Here is a 13419-nt window from a genome sequence, read left to right as displayed (position 1 = left end):
TGAAAAGTGGCGGCTGTCGAGTGCTCAGGTTCTTTTGATTTTTCCGGAGGCTGTCAGGGGGAGGGTATCGACAAAGCTGAAACGCATCGGGACCTTGTAGGCGGAGAGGTGGAGGCGGCAGTGCTTCTGGAGTGCAAGGGGTTTCGGAGGTGCCGAGGGATCGGCAGGGATGATCTCGGCGACGGGGATCTGGCCCATCTGCGGGTGTTCCCTTCCGAGCACGCGGCTGCGTTTGACGTCAGGGTGGGTGTTGAGAATCGCTTCGATCTCCTCGGGAAAGGCTTTCATGCCGGCAATGTTGATGACGGATTTCTTGCGCCCCACCAGGGTGAGGTAGTCATCGCTATCGCGGACGACGAGGTCTCCGCTGGAAAACCAGCCATCTGTTAGAGGGCTGGGGTTCCAAGGAACGAGATAGGCATCTAACAAGCCAGGGCCGCGGATTTGAAACTCTCCGGGTGCGCCGTCGGGGACAGGGCTTCCGTGGTCGTCGACCAGACGGACCTGATAGGCGGGGAGCGCTTTTCCAAGTGAAGTGGGTTTCTCGGAAGCGGCGTCGAGATTGAGGACGGAGAGTCCCACTTCGATGATCCCGAGCCCTTGAACGAGGGGCTTGGAAAAGCGCTGCTCGAAGGCGCGGGCGGTGATTTCCGGGAGCGCCGCCGCGGTGGCGACGGGAAGGCGCAGGCTGGGCCATTGGAAGTCGCTGGTGTCGCCGGAAAGCAGGGAAAAGTGAAAGGGTGAGCCGTAGATGACGGTGGCCTGATGCTTTTCCGCCGTAGCGAGGATGTCCTCGCGGAGCGGTGAGTGCTCGAGGATGGTGAGCGCACCGACGTGGAGGTAGAGTACGATCGAGACCGCGAAGTGATGGGCCATGGGGAGCATCCACAGGACGCGGTCCTGCGGGCCGAGCTGCAGGCCTTCGTTGGCGGCCGTGATGCGGGCGAGCAGGGTTTCGTGGGAGAGGACGACTCCCTTGCTGGTGCCGGTGGTGCCGGAGGAGAATCGGATGAAGGCGGGATTGAGGGATTGGAACTCGGACTCGGGGAACTGGACTGCGGGTGACTCGACTGTCTCGATTTCCCAATTGATCATGGAGTGGTGAGGCGCGCCTTTCACAATGAAATCGAGCGCGGTGGTTTGCGTGATCTCGTCGCGCTCGTCCTGGGTGAGCTCTTCGGCGAGGGGGACGAGGCAGGCGTCGGCGAGGAGGATGCCGAGTGAGAGGATGATGTAATCGAGGCCGTTCGGGCAGTGGAGGCCGATTCGGGGGTGGCGGTCGAGCGTGTTGTGCTGGCGAATGGATTCGGCAATCGGGCGGGCAAGACCGAAGAGTTCGCCAAAAGTCACCACCCGCTCTCCGGCCACGACAGCAGGAGCATCGGCGGGGTGTCGCCTGGAGATTTCTTCAATGAGATTGAAGGGAGTCATGGGTCACTGTGGGTGATGGGTGCCGAGGTCGCGAAGCAGGGTGTCTCTGAGGAGAGGGAGTTCCGTTTGGCTGAGACTGCCTTCTTTCCAGGAAATGGTGCAGCTCAGCTGACCGTCGAACTCGGAGAAAAAGATGCCGATGCCCGGCGGGGAGGAGACGGTGGGGACGTGATAACCATTGAACAGGCGCGACCCGAAAAGCGAGCTGGTTCCGGGGGCGAACTGGCCGGTGTGGGAGTGGAAAAGCGAGCAGACTTCTCCCTTGAGGTAGAGGGAGGCCGGTTTGAGATAGAAGCGCGAGGGGCAGCGCTCCATGAGCTTGGTGAGGGGTTCCATGGCTGCGGGAAGCTTGCGACGGAGGAAGCTTGCGTAGCTGCGGTAGAGGGTTTTGGTGGCGGGCGCGAGTTCCTCGAGTTGCTCGCCGGTCAGGAGCAGTGAGTAAGCGACCATGTGATTGTGGAAAAGCGGACGCCGGGACGGATTGGGCTGCCGCTGAACCGGGAGGGTAAGGAGGATGGGGGCGTCTTCCTCGGGGTGGCGGTGGGAAATGACACTGCGGACGGCGCGAGAGGCACAGCAGGCGAAATACGGGAGAAGTAGTAGTTCGCCGGCGGTGGATGCCATTTTGCTGCGGATGACGGCCGACTCGGATGAGTTGAATCGGATGACCTCGAAGTGGCTGGTCGTGGGTTTGCTGCCTTTGCGGTGGAGTGAGCGGATGCGGTGCTCGGGGAAGCTGCGCATTTCCTTGAGCACGGGCTCGGCCTGCTTCCACAAGGTCGCGGGGGTTCCGTTGATGGTCGAGGTGTCGCCATGCGCGGGTCCCGGCGGATTGCCCGCGAGTTCCGCGACGAATCGATTGATCCCGATTCCATCGAGTAGCGCGTGGGGCCAGAGAATCAGCAGCGCCCAGCGCCCGGCATTCAGGGGGACGGTGTGAAAATGGAGGTTGGGCCCGTCGGCGAGAATATCGATGGAATTCCCGTTGAGAAGTCGATGGATGAGCGGATCAAGATCCTGCGGATCATGCGCATGGACCGGAATGGCTTGAGGTTCCGATGGATGCCAGGCGGCTACGAAGGTTCGGGGGCTCCGGCGGAGCTTTGAGTGGAGAATGGGGTGACGATTGCCAAGCATCGCGGCGGCTGCTTTCAGCTCGTCGAGCTTCGGCTGACCTTCCAACTCCAGAACGGTGATGGCGAGATGATGCCCCTGACCTTTCCGGCGCATCAGGGATTCCAATCCAAGCAGGAAGCCGTCGCTGACGGTGGTATGGATCGTGTTTTTCAGGGAAGGGGACAGGTGGAAGTCGGGAAGCTCGGTGCCTACTGGGCGGCTGATTGCTTCGAGCGGATCAGCGTGGCAATGCGGGTGGCAGTCGCAAAGTTGTCGCGGGAGAGTTCTGAGGGATCGATGATGGTATCGAAGTGCTCCTCGATGGCGAGAATCAGTTGCATGATCCCCATGGAGTCCAGACCGGCGGCAAAGAGATCGCTTTCGGCGTCGAGGGGTTCTGCTGTATCGAGAAGTTCGTCACGAAGGATGCCTAGGAGTTTGTTTTCCATGTTGCTGTGGGCAGGATCAAAGGCCGAAGTGCCGGAATGATCCAGAGCCGATCGCGTAAAAGGTTTCGACCTCCACCATTCCGCAAGTTTCGGCGCACTGCTCGGTGGGATGGGCGACCGCGGGAGACGGAAAAGATTTCGGTTTAAAGTTCCCGAGAAGCGGGTGAGATTGGCCGCGATGACGCAGAGCACGGCCAACTTCAAAGTCGGAAACGAGAAACTGATCAAGGTCCTCGATGGGGCTTCGTCGCATCTGCGTGGCCTGCTGGAAAAGCAAGGTCGCCCGGACGGGGCGCTGAGGATCGCGGTGATCGGCGGTGGCTGCAGTGGCCTGCAGTACAAAATGGATTTGGTCGATGGTCCGAGGGATCGGGACATTCTCGTGCCAAGCAATGCGGTCAATGTGGTGATCGACCCCAAGAGCGCCTTGTTCGTCAGCGGAAGTGAACTCGACTACTCCGACGATTTGCAGCAGGGAGGCTTCAAGGTGACCAATCCCAACGCGGTGGTGACCTGCTCTTGTGGGGAGAGCTTCTCGGCGTAGGTCTGCGGTGCAAGGAAACGGATGATGGATGCTTTTCGAGAACTTGGATTGAAGCGTGGATTGTCGTTGGAGAGCGAGGATCTACGCGCGGTTTTTCGTGAGAAGGGGAAATCCGTGCACCCGGACGGCGGTGGCGAGTCGGAGGGTTTTTCGAGAATCCAGCAAGCGATGAACCTTCTGAGTCAGCCATCGTCCCGGTTGCGTCACTGGCTGGAGTTGGAGGGAATCGAAGGGGATTTCCGGGGTGCTTTGTCCTCAAGTTTGGTGAGCATCTTTTCCGAAATCGGGCCGAAGTTCCAAGCGGCAGATGATTTGATTCGTGAGCGGGAGGCGGCGGCAAGCCAGTTGGCAAAAGCATTGTTGGAGGGAAGAGTGCAGGCTTGCAGGGAGGATTTGGAGGAGATTCAGGAGCGTTTGACGGAGGAGATTGCCGGGAGGGTGGCGAGCTTTGCGGAAATCGAGCGGGGGGAGGGTGACGGATGGATGGTCGCGCGGGAGTTGGCTTTTCTGGAGAAATGGCAGGCTCAAGTGAGGGAGAGGTTTGCAGGATTGTGGTGAGGGTTCTGCGACGTGCTGGGCCACTGACCTGGATTTCGGTGGCAATGGAGACATGCTCAGCAAGCGGCGGCCCAATTTTGGAAATTGAGCATTGGAATGTTGCGGGTTGCCGCCTTCTTTGAAGGCGAATGAATGAAGTGATTGTTGGGATTGATCTCGGGACGACAAACTCGGCGATCGGGGTGGTCGAGTCGGGTTTTCCGATGCTTTTGGCGAATGAGGAAGGCAAGCGGGTGATGCCAAGCGCGGTTTGGTTCGGCGATGCAGGGCTTGAAGTGGGTGCGAAGGCGCTGCGACGTCGGGCTCTGGATCCAGGTCGGGTGGTGACAAGCGTCAAGCGTCTGATAGGCCGGCGGTGGGGCGAGGTGGAGGATTTTCCCGTGGAGATGGAAAAGGGGAAGGACGGGAGCATCGTCATTCTGGATCGCTCTCCTGAAGAGGTGAGTGCGGAGATTTTGGGCGAGCTGAAGCGGGTGGCGGAGTGGCGCTTGGAGGTCCCGATTCGCAAAGCTGTCATTACGGTTCCCGCGTATTTCAACGATGCTCAACGGGGTGCGACGAAACGAGCCGGCGAGTTGGCGGGGCTGGAGGTGCTACGAATTGTCAACGAGCCAACGGCAGCAGCGCTGGCCTATGGTCTCGATAAGTTGGGCGATCGGTCGCGGGTGGCGGTGTACGATCTGGGTGGCGGGACCTTTGATCTCTCGATATTGGAGATGCAGGACGGCGTGTTTCAAGTCCTGTCGACCCATGGAGACACGCAGCTCGGAGGAGATGATCTGGATGCGGCGCTGGCGGCCTGGTGCGTTGAAAAGGCAGGTCTGAAGGCGCTCGATTTTCGGGTGATGGAGGAGGCGGAGCGGGTCAAGCGGATGCTTTCAGATCGGGAGCACGAGGTCTTCCGACTTCCCTTTTTCGATGGCGGTAAGAGCGTCGAGCTGAAGCTGAGCCGTGAGGACTTTGAAGCCCTTGCGAAGCCTTTCATCGACCGGACCTTGGACTGTTGTCGCCGAGCCTTGGCGGATGCGGGGCTTGCGAAGGAAGATCTTGATGCGGTGGTTCTCGTGGGGGGAAGTACGCGGATTCCGGAGGTGAGGAGGGCGGTTGGGGCCTTTTTCGGACGGGAGCCGGATCTTTCCCAGCATCCGGATGAGGCGGTGGCCTTGGGTGCGACGATTCAAGCGGGCGTGCTGAGTGGGGCGATGCAGAAAATGGTGCTGCTGGATGTGACTCCGCTCAGTCTCGGGATCGAGACCTTTGGTGGCTTAATGAATGTGCTGATCCCCAGAAACACGACGATTCCCTGCAAGGCCGGGGAGATGTTCACGAACGCGGTGGCGGGGCAGAAGTCGATGCGCCTGAGGGTGCTCCAAGGTGAGCGGGAGATGGCGCGCGACAACTGGCAGTTGGGGGACTTTGAAGTCGATTTCCAACCCGCGGCGAAGGGGCAGGCAAGGGTCGGAGTGCAATTCCGGATCGATGAGAACGGCATTCTGGAAGTGCTGGCACGCGATGTGGAAACCGGACGCGATACGGTCGTCCAGATCCAGAGTGCCGCCGTGGATGTGGATGATGAACAGGTCGAAAAAATGGTGAGCGAGTCGGTGGAGCATGCCTTTGAGGACATGAGTGAGAGGATCTTTACCGAGGCCAGGTTGAAGGCCGAGGAATTGCTTCCGGCGGTGGATGCCGTGCTTGGCGCAGGGGGAGATTTGGTGAGTGCGGATGAGGCGGAGGAAATCCGCCGAGTGGCGGCCGAAGTCCGGGAGGCGATGGGACATGGTGAGGCAAACCGACTGAAGGCCGCAGTGCAGCAGCTGGATCGTGCGACCGAGGGAGTGGCTGCCCGGTTGGTGGAGCGCGCGATGGAGGAGGCCATGGCTCGCAAGCTGGGCGAATGATGGCCTGACGAAGACTTGTCGGGGGACTGGATTGGGGGCAGGTTTTGCGCGTCAGAATGAGTAGCGACGATAAGATGCCGCCCAAGCGCCCCGCCCGCACCGGACGGGGTAGCGTAGAGGTGCGTGTATTTGGCGAGAGCTCGAGCGACCTGCGACGAGGACGGGAAGAGGACGAAGCGGCCCTGAGCGAGGGAGGTGGGAATGGTCCTGACGACGAAGATGTGGTGCGTCTCGACCAGGAGGCGATGCCATTGGCCAACCGACGGGTGGAGGACGAGGAGCCTGGAACTCCCGACGTGCTGCCGAGAACAGGGAGCAAACGTTGGCTGAATCAGCGCTCGCTGACCATTTTCATGGCATGCATGGCGGTGATAGTGTCGGTCGCTGTCGTCCTCTCCGCAGGTGCCCTGCGCAAGGAAGAGCCTGGAAATAGGGCCTACTTCGAGACGATGGAGGCGATTGATGAGCTGGAGCCGGACCCGGAGAAGATCGCGAATTCCGATGAAATTCTTAAGGAAGCGGTTGGGCTCTTCAGCGAGTATTCAACGGCCAAGACGCTGGAGGAGGCGATTCCCCTGATCCGAAACGGGGAACATCTGAGGTCGAGGCTGACCGATCAATGGGAACCGATGGGGAGAGATGAGAATGAGGCGCTGACGGTGACGGGAGAAATGGAACAGAATGATGCCAGGACCACTGTCCTGCTGACGGGGGAATTGAGAGGCAAGCAATTTGCCAACCTTCTGATAAAGGAAGACGGTGGGTTCAAAGTCGATTGGGAGGCTTCAAACGGGCTGGGAGACGTGGAGTTCGATCAGCTCAAGAACATCGAAGTGGGTGATCTCGTGAAGATGCGCCTCGTTCTGGTTAGAGAGAACTTCCATCCCGTCGATTACCCCGATGATGAGTTTCATTGCTACAGCATGTGGAATCTCGGAGGGACGGAAAAGATCTACGGGTACGCGAAGATTGACTCTGAGCCCGCTCGAGCCTTGGCGGATTCTTTGAATGAACAGTCCGTCCTATTGGAAAAACGGTCGCTCGCTGCGGTAATCGTGGAACTCAAGAACGAGGGGCGTGGCGAGTTTGGCCAGTTTACGATCACCCGGGTGATTGGAGATGGGTGGATCGAACCATGAATGATCGTATGGAAGACGGGCAAAAGACAGGATGGTTTCACTGTGGGCGCTGCGGCTCATTATTTGCTGCCGAGGTGGGGGGAGAGGTTCCCGATCAGTGTCCGGATTGTGGCCGGGATCCGGTTGTCGGGTCATCGGAGATGGCATTCGTGCAGGCCGCAGTGAGCAACGGGGCGGAATCGTTCGCCGGTCGGACGGGAGAAAGTCACTCGGGAAGCAAGCGCAGCGACGGGAATTCGAAACGAAAGAAGGAACGGAAAAAGGAGCGAAGCGGTCTGGCGGTTTTTGTCGGGATCTGGTTGGTCATCCTGGTGGTGTTGGCGACGGCGGTGAAGTATTTTCAGGATTCGGTTGATGATGATGAGCAACCTGAATTGGGGATCGTCTCGGAAAATGATCTGCTCGTTTCCGAGGAGTTGAATGAGTGTAAGAGGAAGGTGATGGAATTCCTCGAGGCGGGTTCCCCTGAAGGGCGCGTCAAGTACGTGATCAATCCGATTGAATCCCTTCGCCGGATGTCGAGTTGGCAGCAGGAGATCACCCTTACGACCGCTGAAGAGGATTTGAATTATTCGATTCTCGATGTAATCGAGACCCCGAATGGCAAGGGCATCGAGACGGTGTGGGAGTTAAGTGGGAACCGTCAGGTCGAGGCCGTGTTTTTCGAAGACGACAAGGGCGAATGGAAGATTGATTGGGCCAATATGGTCCGATTCTCAGATCACGATTGGGCGCTCTTTCTTCTTGGAACCGAACAGGCCGAAGGGGAATTCCGTTTGCTGGCGCGCCGCCGCTCAGAGGATCATTCCGGAGAAGGCAAAGTGGCAAGCGTGGTGCTGGTCGGCCCCCGCCCGGGTACGCCAGGAGAACTCGGCGCATCATCTCCCGAGGTGGAGGTGGATCCGGATTCGCGAACCGCGCGAGTGCTTTCCAAGGCGTTTGCCAAACTTGATGCTGGGGAAGGGATCTATGGCTCAGAGGCAAGAAGCAAGGACCCGAATGGGATGATCCGCCTGCGCGTCCGGGTGGTGCGCGAGCCTGGGGAGGAACGCTCCTTTGCGATCCGGGAAATTTTGGCCTGCCACTGGTATGATCTCGATGATCTTGGTCTGAGCGAGTAGTTGGCCGGGTTGTTAGGATGTCTGAGCGGAAGATAGGCCCTGGCGCATCGCTTCGGTAGGGGTGCTTCCGGGAAACCAAATTTCGAAGGCTCTAACACCCTGGTGAAGAAGCATGCCAGCCCCATTGGCGGTGCGCGCTTCGACGGCCCTACCCGCACGGATGAAGGAGGTGACTGGGGGCGAGTAGATCGTGTCGAAGACGAAATGCCGCGAAGTGAAGCAGGCTTCCGGAAGCGGCGAAGGATCACCTTCCTTGAGGCCGAGGGATGCGGTGTTGACGAGCAGATCAGATGAGTGAGCGAGCGCGATGCTCGAGGGCTCGGTCATCGATTCGGATGAAAGCGTGATGATCTCCGTCTTGTCGGAGGTGAGACGCTCGGCGAGCGATTCGATCTTTGAAAGCGTGCGGTTGACGAGGATCAGGCGGGCGACGTCGGATCGCACGCAGTGGGCGGCAATCGCACCTCCGGCACCACCTCCGGCACCGACGATGAGCACGGATTTCCCTGCGAGATCAAAATTGAGGGACTCTTTGACGGCGTGTTCGAAGCCATAACCATCGGTATTCGACCCGCGTGTGGCATCGTCGTCGAAGCGGACGGTGTTCACGGCGCCGAGGGTGCGGGCGGCATCATCGATCTCATCGCAGGCGGCGAGAGCATCGAACTTGTGCGGGACAGTGACGTTGCAGCCGATGAAGCCGAGCTCGCGCATGCGCTTGAAAGCCTCGGCGACCTGGCCGGGTTCGATGTCGAGCGCGATGTAGCGGGCATCGATGCCAGCCTCGTCGAGCGCTGGCTGATGCATGCGCGGCGAGGCGGAATGGGCGACCGGATGTCCGATCACGGCGAGGCGTGCGGGCTTTGAGTGACCAGCGTCCAGCAAGTCGCGGGACGCGAGGTCAGTAAGGCTGTGAACGGTCATGACGACTTTAGCAAACCGGCGAGGTTCTTCACGCGGGCGGCGGATTGATCGCGTCCGAGGAGGGTCATGATGTCGCCAAGGTCGGGACCACCGGATTTTCCGGAAAGGGCAACCCGTGTCGGGAACATCAGTTGGCCGGGTTTGGCTCCGAGGGATTTGGCGGTTTCTCCAATGGCATTCTTCGCGGCATCGGCGGACCATTCGGCCAGAGCCTCGAAGGAGTCGGCCAGAGCAGCAAGAAGCGCGGCGGCCTGATCGTTCTTAGCGACCTTTGCGAGCGATTCGGGATCGATACTGAGCTCGTCCTGGAGCAGGAAGCTAACGGCATCGGGAACTTCGGAAAGCAGGCGAACCTTGTCTTGCACGAGCTCGGCAGCACGGATGTAGCGGGATTCGTGGGCGCCGTCTAACAAGCCTGCGGCCTCGACGAATGGTCGGGCGTCGGTGGCGAAATCGTTGGCTCCGAGCTTCATGAGGTGCTGCTGGTTGAGCCACGCGCACTTCTCCGAATCGAAGCGGGCTGGGGCGCGGTTGACGCCTTCGAGTGAGAAGCGCTCGATAAGCTCATCGAGGCTGAAGATTTCCTCATCGGTCTTCGGGTTCCAGCCGAGCAGGGCGAGGAAGTTGACGACGGCGGAGGAGATGAATCCCTGGCGCGGGTAGTCGCCAACGGCGGCACCGGCATCGCGCTTCGACATCTTCGAGCCGTTCTCATTCAGGATGAGAGGAATGTGGGCGTATTCCGGGGCCGGCACGCCGAAGGCTTCGAAGAGCTGAAGATGCTTCGGGGTGTTCATCAAGTGGTCTTCGCCGCGGATCACGTGGCTGATCTTCATTTCGAGGTCGTCGACGACGTTGACGAAATGAAACACGTAGCTGCCGTCGGAACGGCGCACGACCATGTCCGGTGTGTTGGATTCGTCGGTGTAGTCGATGGTGACTTCACCGCAGACAAGATCGCGCATGGTGATCGGCTTGCGCTCGAAACGGAATCGCCAGGCGCCGTCGTCTTCGTAGACGCGATCTTTGGAGCGCAGGACTTCGAACCATTTGTCGTAGAGCTCTGCGCGTTCGGACTGGTTGTAGGGACCGAAGTCGCCGCCCTTTCCTTCGCCTTCATCCCAGTCGAGGCCGAGCCAGTTCATGCCTTCGAAGATTGCGGCGCGGGCTTCGTCGGTATTGCGGGCGGCATCGGTGTCCTCGACGCGCAGCACGAAGCTGCCGCCGTGCTTGCGGGCGAAGAGGTAGTTGAAGAGGGCGGTGCGGGCACCGCCGACGTGGAGGTATCCGGTGGGTGAGGGCGCGAAGCGTGTGCGGACGTTCATTGGCGGGAGTGAAGGGTGCAAAGGGAAAAGATGGAAGCGCGAAGCGGTCTCTGGCCTTGAAGTAAATCGAAGGCGGGCAATGTTCGGAAATGCGGATGGGGCAGATCGAGACGCGGGGAAGCGTGTTGCTGGGGGGCGCGGTGGCGCTCTCGGCAGCGGGCTTGCTGCGAGTCGATGGCGTGCTGATGGCGTTGGGATGCGCGGCGGCGGTGCTGCTGCTTTTATGTTGGGTGCTGGCCTGGATGAATCTCCGCCGTCTGCGTGTCGGCATCGAAATGCCAAGGGTGGTGCAGGCCGGGGTCCCCATGAGGATGCGGGTGACGATTGAAAATGGACGCCGGATGCTGGATGCCTTCGGGCTGGGCCTGGAAATCAAGACTCCGGGGGGCTTGGAGACGGAGTGTCAGGTTCCCTGGGTGCCGGCGGGTTCGGCGGCCGATGCGGAGCTGCGGGAAGATTTGCCGGGCCGAGGGTATGGCGAGCGGATTGGTGCGGTGGTGAGTTCCCGTTTTCCACTGGGACTGTTTCGATTTTCCGTGAGTCATGAAATCGCTCATCCCCTGCTGGTTTTGCCTCATGCCTCGATGCCGCGCGAGCTGGTTGCGATTGGCAGTGCTCTGGAAGCGGAGCCGCGCAGGACTGCGGCGATCAGTGAGGCGATTGGTGAACCGCGCGGCTTGCGTGAATACCGCGCGGGTGATCCGGCGAAGGTGATCGCCTGGCCTGCAAGCGTGCGATCGCAGGCGCGGGGCGGGGGACTGATGGTGCGCGAGCTCGATCCCCCGGGGTTTCATCCTCAGAAGGCGGTAATCGTATTTCATTCGTTCGCCACTGATGGCGCGCTGATCCGACCTGATCGCTTTGAGCGGGCGATTTCTTTGGTGTGGGGGGCAATGCGGCATTTCCAAGCGAGTGGTGTGCCGACCGTGCTGCTTGCGGACTTCGAGGAATGGGTGCCGCGACGTGTGGCGACTCGGCAGCAATTGGGGCAGGCAGGCGAGATGCTGGCGAAGACGAAGAGGGCGGGGGGCACGGAAGAACACGAGCTGTTAGGCCGGCTTGAGGATTTGGGTCGGGACGAAGCGCTGGTCGTGATTTCCGATATGCCGGCGGTACATTGGAAGGATTACCTCGGCAGGAGGTCGCGCCTTGTTCTGGTGGACATCGTTTCCTACGAACGAAAACAGCGGGAGAGGAGGGGGCGTGCGTAGTCTTGTCATGGTGCTGGCGATGGCGGCGGCGTATGGGCTGCTGCGGGGATATCCCGAGGCATGGTCTGCGGTGCTGCGGACTTGTCTTGCCGTGCTGATCCTGGTGGCGGGTGTCGGGCTTTGGGGAAAACGTGAAGGGGAGAAGGGTGAGCTTGTTGAGAGTCGTCGACGGGCCAGCTGGATGGATTACCTGGCGATTGGGGCTGCGGTGCTGTCCATCGAGTGTCTTTTCCTCGTCTTCTTCTCGACACTTCCCGAGCCGCTGGAATCGGCTGCGGCGAGGGTGGAGGAGTGGTTGCGGCCGGAGATGGCAGCCGCCCGAAAAGTGGAAACCGAGGGCGAACGAAACACGAGCCAAGGGAACTGGCTGTGGAACGATGAGCAGCGCCGTCCACTGCCCAAACGTACGAATTTCAAGCAAGGAAACCGTCCAGAGATTTTCCTTCAGCCATCGGGTGAGATCGACGCGGCGCGGATGCTGGATTCACGGCTCTACGTGCAGGCCTTTTCTCTGAGTCGCTACGATGAGGCGGCCTGGATGGCGCTTTCGAGTGAAGCTCGGACGCTGAGATCTGAGGATGATGGCTGGCTGCGATTGCCGGGCGAGCGCAGTGGAGCGGCGATTTCCTGCCGGGTCTATCAGGGGAGTGAAAAGAACGGCCAGAACCCCTTGACTGGCTTGCAGGGGTTAACGGCGGCGCGGGTCGAGAGTGTGGCTTCGCTGGACGCCCGCTTGCAGCTTTTGCCGAAGCAGGAGGAGGGCTTCGAGTACGATACGATTTCCAAACCCCGGACGATCGATGATTTGGCGGGTGAGGATGTGAAGCTTCCCATGCAAATACCGGCCTCATTGTTGGAATTGCCGGGTGGGAGTCTCGGATCGCGAATATTTCTTCAGGCCGAGGTGGTGGCGGGAGATGGCGAGGTGATGGACCGGCTGACCCGGATTCGCAATCACCTGCGCACGACGCTTGAATACTCGCTCGTCACCGAGAACCCGAACAACCGCGATCCTCTGGAGAATTTCATGTTCTACGAGCAGAAGGGGCACTGTGAGTTGTATGCGACGGCAGGGGCCTTGCTTGCCAGGGCGGTAGGGATTCCCGCAAGGATCAGCTATGGATGGGTCGGCGGGACCTACTATGAAGGAAGCCGTCTGTTTGTGTTTCGGGCGCGCGAGGCACACGCGTGGGCCGAAGTCTGGTTGAAGGGATACGGCTGGGTGGTCCTGGATCCGACCCCGCCCACGGCGCTCGAGCGGCCGAATCCCGAGCGGGCTGCCGAGGGAGAAAAGCCGCCGGGCTCAGAGGACTTGGGAGTTGAAACGGAGGACGAGCTGGCAGCGGAGCGGCCCGTTTGGAAATATGGTCTCGGCCTCGCGGCCCTTTTTGGAATCCCGGGATTGGTGATGCTCAGCTGGCGCTCGCTCAAACGGGAAGATTCGGGAACCTGGGGAGCCAAGGTCGACATGAAGTCTCGACGCGTGGCCTATCTTGAGACTTTTGTCTCGAAGTGCCGCGAACGAGGCATTCGAATTCCCCCCGGCCGCACCCTGCGTGGACTGGTGCAGGGATTGGACGAGGCACCGGATTTCGCGAACGAATTGATCCAGTACCACTATGCCGTGCGCTACGAAGGCAGGACGCGGGATCCGGCAAAGGAAGCGGAGCTCAAGAAGAAGGTGGAACAGTGGCTCTAAA

Annotated in this window: 12 protein-coding genes; 7 read left to right on the top strand and 5 right to left on the bottom strand. The window is 60.2% G+C overall.

What is annotated here, in order from left to right:
* Nucleotides 1-24: 24 nt before the first annotated feature.
* The 3 genes from ACFQY0_RS15525 to ACFQY0_RS15515 all read right to left on the bottom strand — a co-directional run bounded on the left by ACFQY0_RS15525 (nt 25) and on the right by ACFQY0_RS15515 (nt 2996).
* Nucleotides 25-1431 (bottom strand): class I adenylate-forming enzyme family protein, encoded by a 1407-nt coding sequence (locus ACFQY0_RS15525; protein ID WP_379714114.1) that lies wholly within the window; start codon nt 1429-1431, stop codon nt 25-27.
* Between the two features lie 3 nt (nt 1432-1434).
* Nucleotides 1435-2661: a hypothetical protein gene (locus ACFQY0_RS15520; RefSeq protein ID WP_379714112.1), complete on the bottom strand. Its 1227-nt coding sequence runs from the start codon at nt 2659-2661 to the stop codon at nt 1435-1437.
* A gap of 95 nt (nt 2662-2756) precedes the next feature.
* Nucleotides 2757-2996, bottom strand: coding sequence for a phosphopantetheine-binding protein (locus ACFQY0_RS15515; RefSeq protein WP_379714109.1), 240 nt, complete (start codon nt 2994-2996; stop codon nt 2757-2759).
* A gap of 178 nt (nt 2997-3174) precedes the next feature.
* Here ACFQY0_RS15515 and ACFQY0_RS15510 point away from each other — a divergent pair, with 178 nt between their 5' ends.
* The 5 genes from ACFQY0_RS15510 (at nt 3175) to ACFQY0_RS15490 (ending at nt 8259) form a co-directional block, all read left to right on the top strand.
* The gene (locus ACFQY0_RS15510) at nt 3175-3540 is read left to right on the top strand and encodes a HesB/IscA family protein (RefSeq protein WP_379714106.1); all 366 of its coding nucleotides are present in this window, start codon (nt 3175-3177) and stop codon (nt 3538-3540) included.
* Between the two features lie 168 nt (nt 3541-3708).
* A complete protein-coding gene (locus ACFQY0_RS15505; RefSeq protein WP_379714104.1) occupies nt 3709-4098 on the top strand; it encodes a hypothetical protein in 390 nt (129 codons plus the stop codon).
* Nucleotides 4099-4226: 128 nt separating this feature from the next.
* Nucleotides 4227-5999, top strand: coding sequence for an Hsp70 family protein (locus ACFQY0_RS15500; RefSeq protein WP_379714101.1), 1773 nt, complete (start codon nt 4227-4229; stop codon nt 5997-5999).
* Nucleotides 6000-6055: 56 nt separating this feature from the next.
* Nucleotides 6056-7138 (top strand): hypothetical protein, encoded by a 1083-nt coding sequence (locus ACFQY0_RS15495; RefSeq protein ID WP_379714099.1) that lies wholly within the window; start codon nt 6056-6058, stop codon nt 7136-7138.
* Entirely contained in the window at nt 7135-8259 is a 1125-nt protein-coding gene (locus ACFQY0_RS15490) for a hypothetical protein (RefSeq protein ID WP_379714097.1), read from the top strand. Before ACFQY0_RS15495 ends, ACFQY0_RS15490 begins: the two co-directional genes overlap by 4 nt.
* Before the next feature lie 12 nt (nt 8260-8271).
* Here ACFQY0_RS15490 and aroE read toward each other — a convergent pair whose 3' ends face one another.
* Both aroE and ACFQY0_RS15480 read right to left on the bottom strand, forming a co-directional pair.
* A complete protein-coding gene (gene aroE / locus ACFQY0_RS15485) occupies nt 8272-9183 on the bottom strand; it encodes a shikimate dehydrogenase (protein WP_379714095.1) in 912 nt (303 codons plus the stop codon).
* Nucleotides 9180-10508, bottom strand: a complete 1329-nt coding sequence (locus ACFQY0_RS15480; RefSeq protein ID WP_379714093.1) for a glutamate--tRNA ligase — start codon at nt 10506-10508, stop codon at nt 9180-9182. The genes aroE and ACFQY0_RS15480 overlap by 4 nt, the downstream gene beginning before the upstream one ends.
* Before the next feature lie 89 nt (nt 10509-10597).
* Between ACFQY0_RS15480 and ACFQY0_RS15475 the strand changes: the two genes are divergently transcribed.
* Nucleotides 10598-11719 carry a DUF58 domain-containing protein gene (locus ACFQY0_RS15475; protein WP_379714090.1) on the top strand — a complete coding sequence of 374 codons (1122 nt, stop codon included), beginning with the start codon at nt 10598-10600 and terminating at the stop codon, nt 11717-11719.
* Nucleotides 11712-13418 carry a transglutaminase-like domain-containing protein gene (locus ACFQY0_RS15470; RefSeq protein ID WP_379714087.1) on the top strand — a complete coding sequence of 569 codons (1707 nt, stop codon included), beginning with the start codon at nt 11712-11714 and terminating at the stop codon, nt 13416-13418. The genes ACFQY0_RS15475 and ACFQY0_RS15470 overlap by 8 nt, the downstream gene beginning before the upstream one ends.
* The last annotated feature ends 1 nt before the right edge of the window (nt 13419 follow it).

This window comes from Haloferula chungangensis (assembly GCF_042664875.1).
Taxonomy (GTDB): domain Bacteria; phylum Verrucomicrobiota; class Verrucomicrobiia; order Verrucomicrobiales; family Akkermansiaceae; genus Haloferula; species Haloferula chungangensis.
Note: the sequence above shows the minus strand (reverse complement) of the source record. Positions and strands in the feature narration are given on the sequence as shown.

What these genes read in the sequence shown, in the direction of transcription:
- ACFQY0_RS15525 (WP_379714114.1), bottom strand. Translation starts at nt 1,431, where the DNA reads ATGACTCCCTTCAATCTCATTGAAGAAATCTCCAGGCGACACCCCGCC.
- ACFQY0_RS15520 (WP_379714112.1), bottom strand. Translation starts at nt 2,661, where the DNA reads ATGCGCCGGAAAGGTCAGGGGCATCATCTCGCCATCACCGTTCTGGAG.
- ACFQY0_RS15515 (WP_379714109.1), bottom strand. Translation starts at nt 2,996, where the DNA reads ATGGAAAACAAACTCCTAGGCATCCTTCGTGACGAACTTCTCGATACA.
- ACFQY0_RS15510 (WP_379714106.1), top strand. Translation starts at nt 3,175, where the DNA reads ATGACGCAGAGCACGGCCAACTTCAAAGTCGGAAACGAGAAACTGATC.
- ACFQY0_RS15505 (WP_379714104.1), top strand. Translation starts at nt 3,709, where the DNA reads ATGAACCTTCTGAGTCAGCCATCGTCCCGGTTGCGTCACTGGCTGGAG.
- ACFQY0_RS15500 (WP_379714101.1), top strand. Translation starts at nt 4,227, where the DNA reads ATGAATGAAGTGATTGTTGGGATTGATCTCGGGACGACAAACTCGGCG.
- ACFQY0_RS15495 (WP_379714099.1), top strand. Translation starts at nt 6,056, where the DNA reads ATGAGTAGCGACGATAAGATGCCGCCCAAGCGCCCCGCCCGCACCGGA.
- ACFQY0_RS15490 (WP_379714097.1), top strand. Translation starts at nt 7,135, where the DNA reads ATGAATGATCGTATGGAAGACGGGCAAAAGACAGGATGGTTTCACTGT.
- aroE (WP_379714095.1), bottom strand. Translation starts at nt 9,183, where the DNA reads ATGACCGTTCACAGCCTTACTGACCTCGCGTCCCGCGACTTGCTGGAC.
- ACFQY0_RS15480 (WP_379714093.1), bottom strand. Translation starts at nt 10,508, where the DNA reads ATGAACGTCCGCACACGCTTCGCGCCCTCACCCACCGGATACCTCCAC.
- ACFQY0_RS15475 (WP_379714090.1), top strand. Translation starts at nt 10,598, where the DNA reads ATGCGGATGGGGCAGATCGAGACGCGGGGAAGCGTGTTGCTGGGGGGC.